The 17,722-nt window shown below is 73.6% G+C and carries 16 protein-coding genes and 1 pseudogene; 10 read left to right on the top strand and 7 right to left on the bottom strand.

Annotated features, from left to right (window positions below; all coding sequences use genetic code 11):
* Window positions 1-49 precede the first annotated feature (49 nt).
* Together NQU54_RS31405 and NQU54_RS31400 are read left to right on the top strand one after the other, a co-directional pair.
* On the top strand, window positions 50-904 hold the full coding sequence (locus tag NQU54_RS31405) for a PHP domain-containing protein (RefSeq protein WP_257633978.1): 855 nt from the start codon (window positions 50-52) through the stop codon (window positions 902-904).
* Window positions 905-1,029: 125 nt separating this feature from the next.
* A complete protein-coding gene (locus tag NQU54_RS31400) occupies window positions 1,030-1,635 on the top strand; it encodes a MarC family protein (protein WP_069864296.1) in 606 nt (201 codons plus the stop codon).
* Window positions 1,636-1,709: 74 nt separating this feature from the next.
* Here NQU54_RS31400 and NQU54_RS31395 read toward each other — a convergent pair whose 3' ends face one another.
* Complete coding sequence (locus NQU54_RS31395; protein ID WP_087684286.1) at window positions 1,710-1,862, bottom strand: DUF8834 family protein; 153 nt, start codon at window positions 1,860-1,862, stop codon at window positions 1,710-1,712.
* A 215-nt stretch (window positions 1,863-2,077) separates the two neighbouring features.
* Here NQU54_RS31395 and NQU54_RS31390 point away from each other — a divergent pair, with 215 nt between their 5' ends.
* Complete coding sequence (locus NQU54_RS31390) at window positions 2,078-3,007, top strand: NYN domain-containing protein (protein WP_069864294.1); 930 nt, start codon at window positions 2,078-2,080, stop codon at window positions 3,005-3,007.
* Between the two features lie 50 nt (window positions 3,008-3,057).
* On the opposite strand, the gene NQU54_RS31385 is transcribed toward NQU54_RS31390, so the two are convergent.
* Both NQU54_RS31385 and NQU54_RS31380 read right to left on the bottom strand, forming a co-directional pair.
* Window positions 3,058-3,924 (bottom strand): alpha/beta fold hydrolase, encoded by an 867-nt coding sequence (locus tag NQU54_RS31385; RefSeq protein WP_069864292.1) that lies wholly within the window; start codon window positions 3,922-3,924, stop codon window positions 3,058-3,060.
* Window positions 3,921-6,565 (bottom strand): annotated as a pseudogene (locus NQU54_RS31380) (DEAD/DEAH box helicase). Before NQU54_RS31380 ends, NQU54_RS31385 begins: the two are co-directional and overlap by 4 nt.
* A 263-nt stretch (window positions 6,566-6,828) precedes the next feature.
* Between NQU54_RS31380 and NQU54_RS31375 the strand changes: the two are divergent.
* On the top strand, window positions 6,829-7,650 hold the full coding sequence (locus NQU54_RS31375) for a ferritin-like fold-containing protein (RefSeq protein ID WP_372506098.1): 822 nt from the start codon (window positions 6,829-6,831) through the stop codon (window positions 7,648-7,650).
* A gap of 103 nt (window positions 7,651-7,753) precedes the next feature.
* Here NQU54_RS31375 and NQU54_RS31370 read toward each other — a convergent pair whose 3' ends face one another.
* The 4 genes from NQU54_RS31370 to NQU54_RS31355 form a co-directional block, all read right to left on the bottom strand.
* The gene (locus NQU54_RS31370; RefSeq protein ID WP_257633975.1) at window positions 7,754-8,026 is read right to left on the bottom strand and encodes a hypothetical protein; all 273 of its coding nucleotides are present in this window, start codon (window positions 8,024-8,026) and stop codon (window positions 7,754-7,756) included.
* A gap of 218 nt (window positions 8,027-8,244) precedes the next feature.
* A complete protein-coding gene (locus NQU54_RS31365) occupies window positions 8,245-8,472 on the bottom strand; it encodes a DUF3107 domain-containing protein (RefSeq protein WP_257633974.1) in 228 nt (75 codons plus the stop codon).
* 151 nt (window positions 8,473-8,623) lie between these two features.
* A complete protein-coding gene (locus NQU54_RS31360; protein WP_257633973.1) occupies window positions 8,624-9,265 on the bottom strand; it encodes a TetR/AcrR family transcriptional regulator in 642 nt (213 codons plus the stop codon).
* Window positions 9,266-9,403: 138 nt separating this feature from the next.
* Window positions 9,404-9,634 carry an Rv3202a family protein gene (locus NQU54_RS31355; RefSeq protein ID WP_257633972.1) on the bottom strand — a complete coding sequence of 77 codons (231 nt, stop codon included), beginning with the start codon at window positions 9,632-9,634 and terminating at the stop codon, window positions 9,404-9,406.
* 208 nt (window positions 9,635-9,842) lie between these two features.
* Between NQU54_RS31355 and NQU54_RS31350 the strand changes: the two genes are divergently transcribed.
* The 6 genes from NQU54_RS31350 (at window position 9,843) to NQU54_RS31325 (ending at window position 17,719) form a co-directional block, all read left to right on the top strand.
* Window positions 9,843-10,877, top strand: coding sequence for an alpha/beta fold hydrolase (locus tag NQU54_RS31350; RefSeq protein ID WP_257633971.1), 1,035 nt, complete (start codon window positions 9,843-9,845; stop codon window positions 10,875-10,877).
* On the top strand, window positions 10,801-12,366 hold the full coding sequence (locus tag NQU54_RS31345; RefSeq protein WP_257634009.1) for a DUF3152 domain-containing protein: 1,566 nt from the start codon (window positions 10,801-10,803) through the stop codon (window positions 12,364-12,366). Before NQU54_RS31350 ends, NQU54_RS31345 begins: the two co-directional genes overlap by 77 nt.
* Window positions 12,367-12,573: 207 nt before the next feature.
* Window positions 12,574-14,391 (top strand): DUF3492 domain-containing protein, encoded by a 1,818-nt coding sequence (locus tag NQU54_RS31340; protein ID WP_257633970.1) that lies wholly within the window; start codon window positions 12,574-12,576, stop codon window positions 14,389-14,391.
* 37 nt (window positions 14,392-14,428) lie between these two features.
* Complete coding sequence (locus NQU54_RS31335; RefSeq protein WP_257633969.1) at window positions 14,429-15,775, top strand: hypothetical protein; 1,347 nt, start codon at window positions 14,429-14,431, stop codon at window positions 15,773-15,775.
* Window positions 15,776-15,896: 121 nt separating this feature from the next.
* Window positions 15,897-16,964: an SDR family oxidoreductase gene (locus NQU54_RS31330; protein WP_174884985.1), complete on the top strand. Its 1,068-nt coding sequence runs from the start codon at window positions 15,897-15,899 to the stop codon at window positions 16,962-16,964.
* A complete protein-coding gene (locus NQU54_RS31325; protein ID WP_257633968.1) occupies window positions 16,952-17,719 on the top strand; it encodes a spherulation-specific family 4 protein in 768 nt (255 codons plus the stop codon). Before NQU54_RS31330 ends, NQU54_RS31325 begins: the two co-directional genes overlap by 13 nt.
* Window positions 17,720-17,722 lie beyond the last annotated feature (3 nt).

The raw sequence follows: 17,722 nt of genomic DNA, 5'->3' as shown, positions 1-17,722 counted from the left end.
GCTGGGGCATCACCTAGGTCCATCCCGAACGCAGCTTGGAGTCCGTGCCGTGCGCATCGATCTGCACACCCACTCCACTGCGTCGGACGGTACGGACACCCCCGCCGAGCTGGTGCGCAACGCCGTCGCCGAGGGTCTGGACGTCATCGCGCTCACCGACCACGACATCGTAGGCGGCTACGAGGAGGCGACCCGGGCGCTGCCCGCCGGGCTGACGCTGGTCACCGGCGCCGAGCTGTCCTGCCGTCTGAACGGGGTCAGCCTGCACATGCTGGCGTACCTCTTCGACCCGGTCGAGCCCGAGCTGTCGCGCGAGCGCGAGCTGGTGCGCGACGACCGGGTGCCCCGGGCCCAGGCGATGGTCGCCAAGCTGCGTGAGCTGGATGTGCCGATCACCTGGGATCGGGTGGCGGAGATCGCCGGGGACGGCGCCGTGGGGCGGCCGCATATCGCCACCGCGCTGGTCGAGCTGGGCGTCGTGGAGAGCGTCTCGGACGCCTTCACCCCGGACTGGCTGGCCGACGGCGGCCGCGCGCATGTGGAGAAGCACGAGCTGGACCCCTTCGAGGCGATCCGGCTGGTCAAGGGCGCCGGCGGGGTCGCGGTCTTCGCCCATCCGCTGGCCGTCAAGCGGGGCCAGTGCGTCCCGGAGAGCGCGATCGGCGAGCTGGCGGCGGCGGGCCTGGACGGCATCGAGGTCGACCACATGGACCATGGCGAGGACACCCGTAAGCGGCTGCGCGGTCTCGCCGCCGAGCTCGGTCTGCTCACCACCGGCTCCAGCGACTACCACGGCAGCCGTAAGGCGTGTCGGCTCGGTGAGTACACGACCGATCCCGAGGTCTACGGAGAGATCGTGCGCCGGGCGACCGGGGCCTTCCCGGTGCCGGGCACGGGCGGCTGAGCGGACCCCGTCCGTTCTCGCTCTTCCCGTCCCGGCCCCTTCCCGCGCCTGCCCCGCGTTTCCGTGCCGCATCGGCACGGCACCGCCGCTCGTCCTCGTACTCGTCCCTCGCAAGGCAATTCACCGTGTTCGACGTCGCCGTATTCGGATCCCTCTTTCTCACCCTTTTCGTGATCATGGACCCGCCGGGCATCACGCCCATCTTCCTCGGGCTGACCTCGGGCCGTCCGGTCAAGGTGCAGCGCAGGATGGCGGGCCAGGCGGCGGCCGTCGCCTTCGGCGTCATAGCCGTCTTCGGCATCGGCGGTCAGCAGATCCTCGACTATCTGCATGTCTCGGTCCCCGCGCTGATGATCGCGGGCGGGCTGCTGCTTCTGCTGATCGCGCTCGATCTGCTGACCGGTAAGAACGACGAGCCGACCCAGACCAAGGACGTCAATGTCGCGCTCGTGCCGCTCGGCATGCCGCTGCTGGCGGGACCGGGCGCGATCGTCTCGGTGATCCTCGCCGTCCAGCACGCCCATGGGGTCGGTGATCAGGTGGCGGTGTGGTGCGCGATCGCGGCCATGCACGGCGTGCTCTGGCTCACCATGCGCTACTCCCTGCTGATCATTCGCGTGATCAAGGAAGGCGGAGTGGTGCTGGTCACCCGGCTGTCCGGGATGATGCTCTCCGCCATCGCGGTGCAGCAGATCATCAACGGTGTCATCCAGGTGGCCCACACGGCCTGACATGCCACGAGCGCCCCCGTACCGTCGCGTACGGGGGCGCTCGACGCTCTGTGCGGCTGTAGGGCCTTACGGCACTACCGGGCTACGGTGTCGGCTGGGCGGATGTAGATGCGCTGGCCGATAGCGGCGGCCTGCTGCACGATCCGGTTGACGGAGGCGGCGTCTACGACGGTGCTCTCGATGGCGGTGCCATCGACATCGTCAAGGCGCATGATCTCGAAGCGCAAGGCTTCTCCCTTCGTCTGATCCTCCTGAAGGAGAACTTGATGTGTACGGAGCCGCGCAGCGTCGCTGCCGCGCCCTCCTGTACCTGTTCAACGAGGGCGTCCCCCGAAAACATTCCCTACGCTAATAAAAATTTTTCGCAGCCTAAATACCTTCCGGCGGCGGGGGTGGGGTCCGGTTGTGCCCCTCATGAGGCCGCCCGGAGAATGAACCGCGTATGAGTGAAGCCACGCCTCCGGGCCAACCAGACCTCGCCTCGATCGCCGCGGGCATCGAGCGCACCAACGAGCTGCTTCAGCGGGTGCTCGCCGAGGTCGCGACCACACCCTCGACCCACGCGATCTTCGTTGACGCGGGGTATGTCTACGCGGCCGCCGGCCGCCTCGTCGCGGGCACGGAGGACCGCCGCGCGTTCGAGCTGGACGCCGAGGGGCTCATCGAGGCGTTCATCGACAAGGCGCGCACGATCTTCCCGGACAGCAGGCTGCTGCGCGTCTACTGGTTCGACGGCGCCCGGCGCCGGATCCACACAGCGGAGCAGCAGAGCATCGCGGAGCTGCCCGACGTCAAGGTCCGGCTCGGCAACCTCAACGCCAACAACCAGCAGAAGGGCGTCGACTCGCTCATCCGCTCCGACCTGGAGTCCCTCGCCCGCCACCGCGCCATCGGCGACGCCGTGCTGATCGGCGGCGACGAGGACCTGGTCTCCGCCGTCGAGGCGGCCCAGGGCTACGGGGCCCGCGTCCACCTGTGGGGCATCGAGGCCCTCGACGGGCGCAACCAGGCCGAGCCGCTGCTGTGGGAGGTCGACAGCCAGCGCACCTTCGACCTCGACTTCTGTAAGCCGTATGTCACCCGGCGGGCCACCGGCTACGAGCCGAACGGCGACGCGCCGCTGTGCGGGCCCGCCCCGACCCGGGACGAGGTGCGCTTCGTCGGGGCGCAGATCGCCGCCCAGTGGCTGTCCTCACGCGGTCGGGAGACCCTCGCGGACCTGCTGCCGGGCCACCCCTATCTGCCCGGCTCCGTGGACCAGGAGCTGCTGATCGACGCGGAGGGGCTGCTGCGGCTCTCGCTGCGCGCCCACGCCGATCTGCGGCGCGCCCTGCGGGACGGGTTCTGGGAGCATCTCCAGGCGCAGTACTGAGCGCCTTCCGATCCGCCTCCGGCTCGGCGACGACGGCGACGTCCTCGGGTTCAGCCCACGTCGCGCCAGAAGGAGACCAGGGCGTCGGCGGTGGGGTGGGCCCGCTCGGTGTTGGGGGAGTGCCCGGCGCCCTCGATCACGGTCCGGCGGGCGGCCAGCCGTTCGGCCATCTCGTCGATCAGCGGCACCGGCCAGGCGTAGTCCGCCTCGCCGGACAGCACATGGGTGCGCAGCCGCAGCGCCGCCAGCTCATCGACCCGGTCCGGCTCCTCTGACAGCTGCCGCCCCGTGACGATCAGCTGCTCGGGTACGGTCCCCAGCCAGCGCTGATGCAGGAACTCCGCCACCCCGGGCGGTGTCGCCTCGTCGGCCGCCTCGGGCGGATCCAGCTCGCGCATCGCCTGCCATACGGACTCCATGTCCATCACGGTCAGCGCGTCGATCAGCAGCTTGATCCGGGCGCGCTGCGGGGAGGAGATGGCCGCCGGGCCGGAACTCATGATCGTCAGTGAGGCGAACGCCCCCGGGTCGCGCAGTACGGCGGCCCGTGAGATCAGCCCGCCGAGCGAATGCCCGAGCAGATGGACGGGGTCCTCGGTCGCCGCGCTCAGGGCGGTGGCCTGCGCGAGCAGGTCCAGGGCCAGCTCGTTCCGGGCGTACGCGGCCTCCTTACGGGGGCCAGGACTCTCGTGCTGCCCGCGCCCGTCGACGGCGACGGCCCGGAAGCCGGCCGCGGCGAGCGGCTCCAGCAGCGCGATGAAGTCCTCCTTGCTCCCGGTGAACCCCGGGACCAGCAGGACGGTCCCGCGCGCCGCCGAAGCGGGCCGCGCGTCATGGACGGCGAACTCCCCGCGCGCGGTGCGGAGACGGTACGCGCGGGCGCTCGCGGGCAGTGTGAGGAAGGGCGGCCTGCTCATGGGGATGAGGCTATACAGCTCGTGGGAAACGGCACGTGAACACCCAGGGGCCCACACCACGGTGTCGCGGTGCGGGCCCCTGGGCGTGTGCTGTCACGCGGTGCCGTGTCAGCCCTCGACCGCGGCCTCGGCGGCCTCGGCGGCCTCGGCCGCCTTGGCGCGGGTCCGGCGCCGGGGCTTGGCGGGCGCGGCCTCGTCGGCCCCGGTCCCGGCCTCAGCCTCAGCCCCAGCCTCGGGTTCGGCCTTGGCCGCCTTGGCGCGAGTGCGGCGCGGCTTGGCGGGAGCCTCGGCGGCCTCCGCCTCAGGCTGTGCGTCGGCGGTGTCGGCCTTGGCGGTGGCGCGGGTGCGGCGCCGGGGCTTGGCGGCCTCACCGGCGTCGGTGGCCTCCGTGGTGCCTTCGGCCGTCTCGGTGGCCTCGGCTGCCTTGGTGCGGGTGCGGCGGCGGGGCTTGGCGGGGGCCTCTGCGGCCTCCGGCAGCGCCTCGGCGGTCCCGGCGGCCTTCACCGCGTCCGCCGTGCCCTCGGCCGCTTCCACGGCGGTCTGGGCCGCCTCGGCCGCCTTGGCACGCGTACGGCGGCGCGGCTTGGCGGGAGCCTCTGCGGCTTCCGTCGTACCCTCGGCCGTCTCCACGGCGGTCTGGGCCGCCTCGGCGGCCTTGGCGCGGGTCCGGCGCCGCGGCTTGGCGGCTTCGTCGGCGTCAGGGGCCTCGGTGGTGCCTTCGGCCGTCTCGACGGTCTCGGTGGCCTCGGCTGCCTTGGCGCGGGTGCGGCGGCGCGGCTTGGCGGGAGCCTCCACGGCCTCCACGGTCTCCGGAGCCTCCGCCGTCGCCACGGCCGTCTCCGCCGCCTCGATGGCGCTCGCGGACTCCTCCGTGGCGCCCTCGGCGGTCTCGACCGCCGCTGTCGCCGACTCGGCGGCCTTGGCGGCGCCCCGGGTGCGGCGGCGGCGCGGCTTGGCGGGGGCGTCTGCCGCCTCCGCCTCCGGCTGGGCCGCCTCCGCCGTGTCGACGGCGGCCGTGGCCGCCTCGGGGGCGGCCGGCGCCAGACCGCCGCGCGTACGGCGGCGTCGGCGGGGCCTACGGGGCTCGGTGGCGCCCTCGGCGGTGTCGGCGGCGGACTCGGCCGCCGTCGCCCCCTCCGGGGCACCCTCGCCGTCCAGGGTCAGACCGCCACGGGTGCGGCGCCGCACCCGGCGGTTGCGCGCGGGGCGCTCCTCCTTGGCCGGGGCGGCGGCCCGGCGGCCGCGGCCGGCCCGGCCCCCGGTCTCGCCCAGGTCCTCGATCTCCTCGGCGGCGAGTCCGGCCCGGGTGCGCTCGGCACGCGGGAGCACACCGGTGGTGCCCTCGGGGATGCTCAGCAGCTCGTAGAGGTGCTCGGAGGTGGAGTACGTCTCCTCCGGCTCGTTGAACGTCAGGTCCAGCGCCTTGTTGATCAGCTGCCAGCGCGGGATGTCGTCCCAGTCGACGAGCGTGATGGCGGTGCCCGAGGCGCCCGCGCGGCCCGTACGGCCGATGCGGTGCAGATAGGTCTTCTCGTCCTCGGGCGACTGGTAGTTGATCACATGCGTGACGCCCTCGACGTCGATGCCGCGCGCGGCGACGTCGGTGCACACCAGCACGTCGACCTTGCCGTTGCGGAAGGCGCGCAGCGCCTGCTCGCGGGCCCCCTGGCCGAGGTCGCCATGGACCGCGCCGGAGGCGAACCCACGGCGCGCGAGCTGATCGGCGATATCGGCGGCGGTCCGCTTCGTACGGCAGAAGATCATCACGAGGCCGCGGCCCTCGGCTTGCAGCACGCGCGCCACGACCTCCGGCTTGTCCAGGGAGTGGGCGCGGAAGACATGCTGTGTGATGTTGGCCACGGTGGCGCCCTCGTCGTCCGGCGCGGTGGCCCGGATGTGCGTGGGCTGCGACATATAGCGCCGGGCCAGCGAGATGACCTGGCCCGGCATGGTGGCCGAGAAGAGCATCGTCTGGCGTTTGGCGGGCAGCAGCTGGATGATCTTCTCGACGTCGGGCAGGAAGCCCAGGTCGAGCATCTCATCGGCCTCGTCGAGGACGAGCGCCTTGACGGCGGAGAGCCGCAGCTTCTTCTGGCCCGCCAGGTCCAGCAGCCGGCCCGGGGTGCCGACGACCACGTCGACGCCCTTCTTCAGGGCCTCGACCTGCGGTTCGTAGGCGCGGCCGCCGTAGATCGACACGACGCGGACGGCGCGGACCTTACCGGCGGTCAGAAGGTCGTTGGTCACCTGCTGGCACAGCTCGCGGGTGGGGACGACCACGAGCGCCTGCGGGGCGTCGGACAGCTGCTCGGGCTTGGCCCGGCCGGCCTCGACGTCCGCGGGGACGATGACGCGCTCCAGCAGGGGGAGGCCGAAGCCCAGCGTCTTACCGGTGCCGGTCTTGGCCTGGCCGATGACGTCGGTGCCGGAGAGGGCGACCGGAAGCGTCATCTCCTGGATGGGGAACGGGGACGTGATGCCGACGGCTTCCAGGGCCTCGGCCGTCTCGGGGAGGATCCCGAGTTCTCGGAAGGTGGTCAGGATGTTTGCCTCTTCTGTGAGCGCGGCGGGAGGCGGCGAAGGGGGTCGCACGGCGCCCGGGTGCACCAGCCTGGGGGCGGCTGGTTCGGCGCGGGACCACGGCCTTCGCTCGAGCGATCACGCCGCGAGCGGGTCCCTCCTGCCGTGCGCATTCGCAGATGCGCGCCGCGCGGAGGGCGGTCGGGTTTGGAGCCGATCGGGCCACCGACCGGGCATCCGCATTCGTGGAACAACCCGCCGATACTCGACGGGCGCATTTATCACTGTACCCCGGAAGTACGCATCTGTGACCGGGCTGTCCGATGCGGGGCATCCGGGGGCATGGCTGACCAGGCCCTTCCCCGGGGCGCGGAGCGGGCTATTGTGCGCTCCATGGAGACGCCTGACACGCCTGAGACGCCCGCTGAGACGCCCGCCGCGACCACCGGGGACCGCGCCGGGGACCACGCAGCTTCGGGGAAGGGCGGCGGGGAGAAGGCCCCGGAGCCCACCGGGATCGCCGCCCAGGACTGGGACACGGCGGCCGCCGATCCGCAGTACCGGGCCGCCGTGGTGGATCTGCTCGGCGCCCTCGCCTACGGCGAGCTGGCCGCCTTCGAGCGGCTGGCGGAGGACGCCAAGCTGGCGCCCACGCTCGAGGACAAGGCGGAGCTGGCGAAGATGGCGTCCGCCGAGTTCCAGCACTTCGAGCGGCTCCGGGGCAGGCTCTCGGCGATCGGCGAGCAGCCGACGGCGGCCATGGAGCCGTTCGCGGCGGCGCTGGACGGGTTCCACCGCCAGACCGCGCCGTCCGACTGGCTTGAGGGCCTGGTCAAGGCGTACGTGGGCGACTCGATCGCCAGCGACTTCTACCGCGAGGTCGCGGCCCGGCTGGATTCCGACACCCGCGATCTGGTGCTCCAGGTGCTCGACGACACCGGACACGCCTCGTTCGCGATCGAGAAGGTGCGTGCCGCGATCGAGGCCGATCCGCGGGTCGGCGGGCGGCTGGCGCTGTGGGCGCGGCGGCTGATGGGCGAGGCGCTGTCGCAGGCCCAGCGGGTGGTCGCGGACCGCGACGCGCTCTCCACGATGCTGGTCGGCGGGGTGGCCGACGGGTTCGACCTGGCGGAGGTGGGCCGGATGTTCTCCCGGATCACCGAGGCCCACACCAAACGGATGGCCGCCCTGGGGCTCGCCGCCTAGGCCCGCACGGCCAGTCCCGGACGGCCGCCGGTACCGGACGGCGAGGGAACGGAACGGGGGGCTTCGGCGGCCGGTGGTGCTCCGGAGCCCGGCTGGACAGGTCTTACGCCGGGACCGAACGCCCGCGGCGCGTCCTGGCGGGACGGATGAGCAGCGACAGCAGCGCAGCCGAGAAGACCAGCGCCACGAACAGCACCGCCGCCGTATGGCCCGAGCCCAGCACCGTATGGGTCAGCAGAGCGCCCAGCAGCGCGGCGGCGGGGCCGGTGGACAGGACGAGCGGCCGCGCGGGCAGCCTTCGGGGGAGCCGGTGGAGCGCCCCGTACGCGATGACGAGACCGATCAGTACCGAGGCGAGCGCTTCCCAGAACAGCATTGGCGCGTCCTTCCCGTGAGCGGACCGGGACCGATAGGTGATCACGTGCCGGTCGAGCCCGTCCTACCCGTGCCCAACCGGAGGCAACCCTTTCGGCGGGGGCGGTCTGTGGCGCCCGGCGAGCGGGGGGCGTGTGAGCGCGCGCAAACGGCGGCGGGGTTCGGTGGACTGCTCCACCGAACCCCGCCGCCGTCGGTAAACCCTCAGGCCGCAAACCCTCAGGCCGCGCCGAAACCGACCTTGCGGGCGGTCGGCTCGCCGATCTCGATGTAGGCGAGCCGGTCGGCCGGGACCAGGACCTTGCGGCCGTGGTCGTCCTCCAGTGCCAGCACCTGAGCCTTGCCGCCGAGCGCCTCGGCCACCAGGCGCTCGACCTCCTCGGCAGACTGCCCGCTCTCCAAGGTGATCTCGCGGGGCGCGTGCTGCACGCCGATCTTGACCTCCACGGCCTTGTCCCTCCGACGGTCAATTGGGGTAGCGCGGCCATCCGCGCTGTACCCAGCACACATTAGTCGCGCCCGGACATCCCCCGGGGCCGCGGGCGCACGCCCGCAGCGAACACGGCAGCTCGCCGCTCCGCGCCGCCGGGATGTGCGCTCAGTGGCCGCCCTCGGCTCCGTGCAGCGGGAAGCCCGCGATACCGCGCCAGGCCAGCGAGGTGAGCAACTGCACGGCGGTGTCCCGCGGGACGCCGCTCCCGCTGGAGAGCCAGTAGCGCGCGACCACCTGGGAGACCCCGCCGAGGCCCACGGCCAGCAGCATCGATTCATCGGTGGACAGCCCGGTGTCCTCGGCGATGACCTCGCTGATCGCCTCGGCGCACTGGAGCGAGACGCGGTCCACGCGCTCGCGCACCGCGGGCTCGTTGGTCAGATCGGACTCGAAGACGAGCCGGAAGGCGCCGCCCTCCTCCTCGACGTAGGCGAAGTACGCCTCCATGGTCGCCGCGACGCGCTGCTTGTTCTCGGTGGTCGACGCGAGCGCGGTGCGCACCGCCTGGAGCAGAGCCTCGCAGTGCTGGTCGAGCAGGGCCAGATACAGCTCCAGCTTGCCCGGGAAGTGCTGGTAGAGCACCGGCTTGCTGACCCCGGCGCGCTCGGCGATGTCATCCATCGCGGCCGCGTGGTAGCCCTGTGCGACGAAGACCTCCTGTGCGGCTCCCAGGAGCTGATTACGTCGGGCTCGGCGCGGCAGGCGCGTACCCCGTGGGCGCGCCTCGGTCTGCTCGATGGCTGTCACGCCGCCTCCCAATGAATGAATCCCTGTGCACGATGTCCATCGCGTCCGCCATCGTACTTTTGGGTAACAGTGCGGCGCGCTGTTCGTGCGGAGAATTTCACGGACCGGACACTATGAAAAGGCCACAAATGACGCTGGTCACCGGTAGTCCTCCTCGTTCTCCTCGACGACCCGGGCCTGTTCCGCCCGGTCGGCCTCGTTGGCTTCCGCGAGCTCGTCCGCCCTGGGCCGTTCGTCGCGGCGGTGGCGCACCTCGAGATGCTGCTCGACGGCGTCCGCCTCGGGCGCCTCGACGTCGTACACGGTCGTCTCGTCGCTGTTCTCGACGGAGTCCTCGAAGGTGTCGGGGTCGGATGGGTCGATGGACATGTACTCCCCTTCCTTGTTCCCTGTGGCGCTTCGCACCGGCGGCTCGCCAGTGGTGGCTTCCCCCTGACGGCTACCCCGTGGCGGCTGCCCAGTGGCAAGGTGATCGCCCCTGTGACTTACGAGCCTAGGAGAGGTCACTTTCGGACGCTACGTGGTCTGTGAGCGCGAACACACGGTCGTGCGCGTGATCGTCTCGTAACATTGCCGCATGTCTTCGACCGAGCCGCCGGAAGCCCGCATCGTCGCGGCGGTCCCGCCCGCGAGGCCCGTGCGGGTCGGAGCGGGCGAGAAGCTGCGGACCGCCTCCCTTCCGGGGCTCACGATGACCGTGCGCTGCCGTCCGCCGTCCGCCTCCGGACTGCCGCCCGCGCTCTTCGTCCACGGTCTCGGCGGCTCCTCGCAGAACTGGTCGGCGCTGATGGAGCTGCTCGCCGACCGGGTGGAGGGCGAGGCGCTCGACCTCCCCGGCTTCGGCGACTCCCCGCCGCCGGACGACGGCGACTACTCCATCACCGGCCATGCCCGCGCCGTGATCCGCTACCTCGACGCGCGGGACCGCGGGCCCGTCCATCTGGTCGGCAATTCGATGGGCGGCTCGATCAGCACGCGCGTCGCGGCGGTGCGGCCCGATCTGGTGCGCACCCTCACGCTCGTCTCGCCCGCGCTGCCCGAGCTGCGCCCGCAGCGCAGCGCGGTGCCGACCGGTCTGCTCGCGGTGCCCGGGGTGACCCGGCTGTTCACCCGCATGACCAGGGACTGGGACGCGGAGCGGCGCACCCGCGAGGTGATGCTGCTCACCTTCGGCAATCCGTCCCTGGTCAGCCAGGAGGACTTCGCCTACGCGGTCGAGGAGTTCGAGCGCCGGCTCGCCCTCCCGTACTTCTGGGACGCGCTCAGCCGCTCGGCACGCGGTGTCGTCGACTCCTACACCCTGGGCGGTCAGCACTCCCTGTGGCGTCAGGCCGAGCGGGTGCTCGCCCCGACCCTGCTCGTCTACGGCGGCCGGGACCAGCTGGTGTCGTTCAGGATGGCGCGGCGGGCGAACGCAACCTTCCGCGACTCGCGCCTGTTGACACTGTTGGACGCCGGGCACGTCGCGATGATGGAGTATCCGGAAACAGTGGCGCGCGGGATGCGCGAGCTGCTCGATGACGTTGACGAACGAGATGACCGGGAGAGCCGGGAGGCGTGGGGGGCCGCACCGGTGTCCGGCGTGGACGGGAGCGGTGCGGCGCGTGGGTAAACACAGCGCACGTGGCAGCCAGGAGGGCCGGGATCGCCGGTCCGTCGCGGCGGGCTCCGGTCAAGGACACGGCCCGGGCCCCGAGTTCGTCGAGCACATCGCACCCGGCGCGCCCCCCATGGCCGACGAGGACGGACCGGGTACGGGGCGCCGTCGGCGCGGCGTACCGGGGCAGGGAGCCCCCGACCCCGGAGTGACGCCGCCGCAGGGCGTGCCCAGACTGCCGTACGGAGCGGGCGGGCCCGTGGCGCGCACCAGAGGCGACCACCCCGAGCAGCGCGAGGCGGGCGGCGGCTGGGGCGCGGTCGGCGGCCGCGGCGCCGGTCCCGGCGGTCCCAGAGGCCCCGTGGGGCCGGGCGGTCCGCCGCGGCCCCCTTACGGCATGCGCACCATGAACCCGCCGCAGCGCCCGACCACGGGCGGCACGGGCGGCGCGGCCGGTCTGATGCCCGGTCCGCGCAAGGAGTACATCGAGGCGTTCGACACCTTCGACGCCCTGGACTGCGACGGCGACGACGTGTTCGCCGCGGGGGCGCCGGGCGGAGTCCCCCCGCAGCGCCGTACGCGGACGGCGGCCGGCCCCTCCGGCGGGATCGGCGGCGGCTCGGGCGGCGACGGAGGCAGTGGGCCGGACGACGACGGGAGTGAGCCCTCGGGCAAGGGAGCGCGCGGTGCGGCCAAGGGCGGTAAGGGGCGCACGTTCACCGGTGTCGCCGCCGCGGCCGTGACCACCGTGCTGGCCGTCGTGGTGGCCGGACAGGTCGCGAGCGGACCGCAGAGCGGCGGTAAGACGCAGTCCCGGGGCGGCTCGGAGAGCGGTGGCGATACCGCGTCCCGCGCCGACGACGGCCGCGCGCCGGCCCGCCCGGCGGGCTCCCCGGCGCCCGTCACCTACGACGCGAAGATGGCGGCCCTGTATCCGCTCGACGCCAAGCTGCGCGGATCCGGCGCCTTCCGGACCGTCGGCGGGCACGACAAGGCCCCCGGCCGGGGCCAGCTGCTGCGCTACCGCGTCGATGTGGAGAAGGACCTGCCGCTCGACGGCGAGCTGTTCGCCGAGGCCGTGCACAAGACGCTCAACGACGACCGCAGTTGGGGCCACGGCGGCGTTCGCACCTTCGAGCGGGTCTCGTCCGGGCATGCGGACTTCGTCATCACGCTCGCGAGCCCCGGGACCACGGCGACGTGGTGCGCCAAGTCCGGCCTCGACACCACCGAGGACAACGTCTCCTGCGACTCGGCGTCGACCGAGCGCGTCATGATCAACGCCTATCGGTGGGCACAGGGCGCCAAGACCTTCGGCGACGACAAGATGCACTCGTACCGTCAGATGCTCATCAACCACGAGGTCGGCCACCGTCTCGGCCACAACCACGAGATCTGCTCCCAACAGGGCGCGCTCGCACCGGTGATGATGCAGCAGACCAAGTTCCTGTCGACGGACGGCGCCACCTGCCGCCCCAACGCCTGGCCGTTCCCCAAGGGCTGACGGCCGCGCTCCGGCCCGTATAGCGCCTCGCAACGCCTGAATTCCCGATAGGTCACGTGCGTTCACCCCTTCCGGTGGTGCCACGGACAACCGTCCGTCGCACCATGGCCCTGCGCGCATAACGTGCTCCCGCTGCCTGACGGCGGCGGCCGCCGCCGGTGACGGCGGCAGGAGCAACGGCCCGCTTGGGAGATCGGGGGTGCGCTCATGCGCGTGGGACTGCTCACGGAGGGTGGGTATCCGTATGCGACGGGTGATGCTCGGGTGTGGTGCGACCGGCTGGTGCGCGGGCTCGCCCAGCATGAGTTCGAGGTGTACGCGCTCGGCCGCGACCCCGGCCAGGAGGCCGGGGGCTGGGGCGATCTGCCGCGCAACGTCGGCTGGGTGCGCACCGCGCCGCTGTGGGGGGAGCCGGAGCGCCGGCCGGGCGGGCGGGGCGGCCGGCGGCAGCGGCGGCGGTTCGCCGAGCACTTCGGGGAGCTGGCCGCGGCGATCAGCGCGCCTTACGGTTCCGGCGCGCCCCATGGCTCCTGTGCGCCCGGACGCACCACGGTCCAGGCGGACCGTTTCGCCAATGCTCTCCACGGCCTCGCCGATCTGGCGGGGGAGTACGGCGGGCTGTCCGCCGCGCTCCGCTCCGAGGACGCCGTAAGGACGCTGGAGCGGGCGTGCCGCACCCTGGGCGCGCCGCACGGCGCCCAGCGGGCGCGGGCCGCCGATCTGCTGACCGTCACCGAGGCGCTGGAGCGCGCCCTGCGCCCGCTGTCGCTCGACTGGTACGGCGACGGGGCCGGCGGCGACCCGGGGCTGTCCGGGGTGGATCTGTGCCACGCCGCCACCGGTGGCGCGGCCGTGCTCCCCGGACTGCTGGCCAAGCGCCGCTTCGGCACCCCGCTGCTGCTCACCGAGTACGGCGTACGGCTGCGCGAGTGCTATCTGGCGGGCGCGGCCGGTGCGGCGGGCGGGCGGCCGCTCCCCGGGCCGGTACGGACCCTGCTGGCCGCGTTCCACGGCCTGCTGGCCGCCGAGGCGTACGCCCGCGCGGATCTGATCACCCCCGGCAACACCCATACGCGCCGCTGGCAGGAGCGGTGCGGCGCCGAGCGGGAGCGGCTGCGCACCGTCTACCCGGGCATGGACGCCGCCCGCTTCGCCGAGGTCGGCGAGCGGGGCGCGGCCCAGCCCGGCGACGACCGGACGCTGGTGTGGGTGGGCCGGATCGAGCCCCCCAAGGACGTCATCGCCCTGCTGCACGCCTTTGCCGAGGTGCGCAGGTGGCAGCCGGACGCACGGCTGAGGATCATCGAGACCCGGCGCGGTGACGACCCGGAGGCCGACGGCTATCCGGCCCACTGCCGGGCGCTGGCCGACCATCTCTTCCCCGACGAGGCCGCGGACGCCCACTCCACCGGTGACAACCCGGTCTCCTTCGAGCGGCTCGGCGACCCCGAGGTGCCGACCCTGGCCGACGCCTATGGGGCGGGCGGTGTCGTGGTGCTGTCCAGCGTGGTCGAGGGCTTTCCGGTCGGGCTGGTCGAGGCGATGTTCTGCGGACGGGCCACGGTGTCCACGGACGTGGGCGCGGTGTGCGAGGTCATCGGCGGCACCGGACTCGTGGTGCCCCCGCGCAACCCCCGGGCGCTCGCGGATGCGTGCTTGGCGTTGCTGAGCGACGCCGAGCGCTGTGCGCGCCTGGGCGCCGCCGCGCGCGCCCGTGCGCTGGAGCTGTTCACCGTCGAGCAGAACGTCGCGGCCTTCCGCGGTATCTATCTCGAGCTGATGTCGCACTGCCCGGTGCGGCGCGAGGAGGTCGGTGCGGGCGGCGGGCCGCTGCCGTTCGCCCGCCCCGCCGAGGCCCATGTGCCGGGGCGCTGGACCGCGGGCCGCGATGGCGACGGCTTCGGCCACTGGCTGCCCGGCCCGCCCGCCGCCCGCCCCGCCCCCGAGCACACCCCCACCTGGGCCACCCCACCGCCGCCCGAGCCGCTGGGCGTGGGCCCGCGGCCGTCCGAGGAGTCCGCATGACCCTCTCAACGAGGCCCGCAGCAAGGAGGGTCCACCAGTGACCACGCCTCCCCGGTGGAACGGCCCGTTCGACCCGGCCTCCTCCGATTCCGATCGCGGCCCCGGGGCCCTGTCCGGCGCTCTTTCCGGCGCCCTTTCCGGGGCCCGGGTGCCGGTCTCCCGGCGGCCGGACGAGGCGTCACCGCGCACCGGCGCCGGGAAGGGCCGGCGGGGGCCCGCCGATCCGGTGCGGGCGCTGATGCACCGGCACCACGACCTGTGCGCCCGCGCGGTCGATCCACTGGAGATCGCCGCCGGGCTGGAGGCCCACGGTGTGACGGACCGCACCGCCGCGCGCTTCCGGCACCGCGATGTCTTCTCGCTCGCCGAGGAGCTGTACGCCCGGGTGGAGCGCGCCGAGGAGCCCGAGCCCCCGGCCGCCCCCGCGCCGGGGCGCGCGCTGGGCGTGCGCATGGTTCTCGGGGCGTTGTGGCTGCTGCCGGGCGCCCTGTGCGTGGCGACCGCCTTCGCCGTGCCCCATGTCGATGCCGTCGGTAACGTCGGTAAGGACGCCGCCATCGGCCTCGCCGTGGGCGCGGGCGGCGCCCTCCTGACGGTCATCGCCCTGTGGCTGTGCCTGCGCCGCGGCCCCCTGCGCGTCCATGGGAGCGGACGCGGCGGCCGTATCGCGCACGCCCTGTGCACGTGCTGGCTGCTCGGCTACGCCGCCGCCGGGGACTGGCTGCTCACCGGGCTCCTGGACGGACGCCGTCCCTACGAAGCGGCGCCCGCGGCCGAGGCCGCCGTCCTCCTCGCCCTGGCCGTCGCGCCCGCCGCGTGGTGCGCCCGCTGGTTCGCCGTAAGGGCGCGCCGCAGGCTGGCGGCCGGCCGTGGCCTCGATGAGTTCGCGGCGGGGGTGCGCCCGCTGTTCGCGGGCGTGGTGACGGCCTACCTGTGCGGGCTGGCGGCCCTGGTGCCCGCCGCCCGGCTCACGGTGCCCGGATCGCCTCCCGCCGCCGCGCCCCTGTCGACGGCCGAGGCGGCCGTCGTGGCGCTCTGCGGGCTGCTGCTCCTCGCCCGGCTGCTCGCCGTCCACGGCTTCCGCCGGGCCGCGCTCAGCGGTGTCGCCGTGGCCTGCGCGGTCCAGGCCGCGGCCCTGGCGATGGCCGCGGCCGCCCGGCTGCCGGGCGCCGCGCCGCTCGGCGCGCCCGTGGCACGGCTGACCGCCGCCCAGGGCGCGGCCGCCGTCCCGGTGGCCGCCTGTGGCGCCGCCGCGCTCGCGCTGCTGATCCACGCGTTCGGCGTCCTGTGCCGGGCCTCCGCCCATGGCGCCCCCGGTGCGCGCACCACTCGCACCGTCAGTGCCACCCGTATCACTCGCACCGCTCCGAACCGCGCCCCGTAAGGCGCCCACCGAACCCGCCACCCCCCGTCCCTTCCCTTCCATTCCCCTCAATGAGTCCGAGGAGCAACCACATGAGCTGCGACATGACCGATCAGCGCGCCGGTACGGGGAGGCGCGGCCGATGAGAGTCCTGTTGCTCGGATCCGGCGGATTTCTCGGCCGCTATGTCGCCGAACACCTGCTCGCCGACCCCGCCGTCCAGCTCACCGCGCTCGGCCGCGGCGACGACGCGGATGTACGGTTCGACCTCTCCAACGGCAGCCCCGGCGCGCTGACCCGCTTCCTCAACGCGGTCCACCCCGGCGTCGTGATCAACTGCGCCGGGGCGACCCGTGGCGGGGCGCGCGAGCTCACCCGGCACAACACCGTCGCCGTGGCGACCGTCTGCGAGTCGCTGCGCCGCAGCGGCTGCGGCGCCCGCCTCGTCCAGATCGGCTGCTCCTCCGAGTACGGGCCCTCGCAGCCCGGCTCGTCGACCGCCGAGGACGCCGTGCCGCGCCCCGGCGGCCCGTACGGCGTGAGCAAGCTCGCCGCGACCGAGCTGGTGCTGGGCTCCGGGCTGGACGCGGTGGTGCTGCGGGTCTTCTCGCCCGTGGGGCCCGGCACTCCGGCCGGTTCGCCGCTGGGGCGGCTCGCGGAGGCGATGCGGCGCGCGATGCAGTCCGGGGAGAGCGAGCTCAAGCTGAGCGGCCTCGGGGTGCAGCGCGACTTCGTGGACGTACGGGACGTGGCACGGGCGGTCCACGCGGCCTCGCTGTCGGCCGCGCAGGGCGTGGTCAACATCGGCAGCGGCCGCGCCGTACGACTGCGCGAGGCGGCCTCCGTGCTCGCCAGGGTCGCGGGCTTCGGCGGCGCCCTGCACGAGATCGACGGCCCGCCGGGGCGCGGGGGACCGCATCACGTCGCGGCCGCCGGCGTGCATGTCCCGGCGCCCGCCCACCCCCATGGCGCGGCCCACGGCCACGCCACCGCCCACGGCCATGCGCCCGCCCACCCCCAGGCGGCCGGCGAGCACGGCGGCGGCCCGGGAGGCGCGGGCAGCGCGACCACCTACCCGTATCCGGACGGCTGCGGCAGCTGGCAGCAGGCCGATGTGCGCACCGCCCGCGACCGGCTCGGCTGGCGCTCCAGGATTCCGCTGGAGGAGTCGCTCGCCGACATCTGGATGGAGGCGGCATGTCGCATCTGATCCCGGCGGACCGCTCACACGAGGTCCCGGCCACCGCCGCCCGGCTGGGCTTCGGGGTGCCCGGCTATGCCCACCCCCTGGTCGCGCCCACCGAGTGGGCCGAGCTGAGCCGCCCCGGCGCGCCCCTGCACTGGGCGGTCCTCACTGTCGCGCGTGGCCCCGGCTCGCGCAGGGATCCGCACTGCCTTACGGCGGCCGCGAAGCTGCGCGCCACGGGCGTACGGGTGCTGGGCCATCTCGACCTGCGCTGCGGCACCCGCCCCTTCGGCGAGGTGATCAGTGACGCGAGCCACTTCCTGGAGTGGTACCAGGTGGACGGCTTCTGTCTGGAGCGCTGCCCGGTGGACCGCCCCGGTCTGCCGGAGGTCCGCCGTACGGTGGCCACGCTGCGGGCGCTGCTGGACGGGGCCCATCTGGTGCTCGGCCAGGGCATCCACCCGCATGAGGGCTATATGGAGCTCGCCGATCAGCTGGTGACGTTCCGGGGCGCCTGGGCCGACTACCGTTGGTCCCAGGTGGCCGAGTGGACGGCGGGGTATCCGCCCGAACGGTTCTGCCACCAGGTGCATGGCGTCCCCCGCCGCCATCTGGAGGAGGCGCTGAGGATCGCACGCTGGCAGGGCGCGGGCACGGTCTACTTCACCGACCGTACGGCCCATCCGGAGGGCCGGACCTGCGCCGATGCCCCCTGGAAGGGCCTGCCCGGCTACTGGGACGAAATCGTCTCGCGACTCGGACCACGTGTCATGGAATGAGAT

Origin of the sequence: Streptomyces malaysiensis subsp. samsunensis, assembly GCF_024519315.1 — a bacterium.
Lineage (GTDB): Bacteria > Actinomycetota > Actinomycetes > Streptomycetales > Streptomycetaceae > Streptomyces > Streptomyces malaysiensis.
This window is presented reverse-complemented; position numbering and strand designations above follow the sequence as displayed.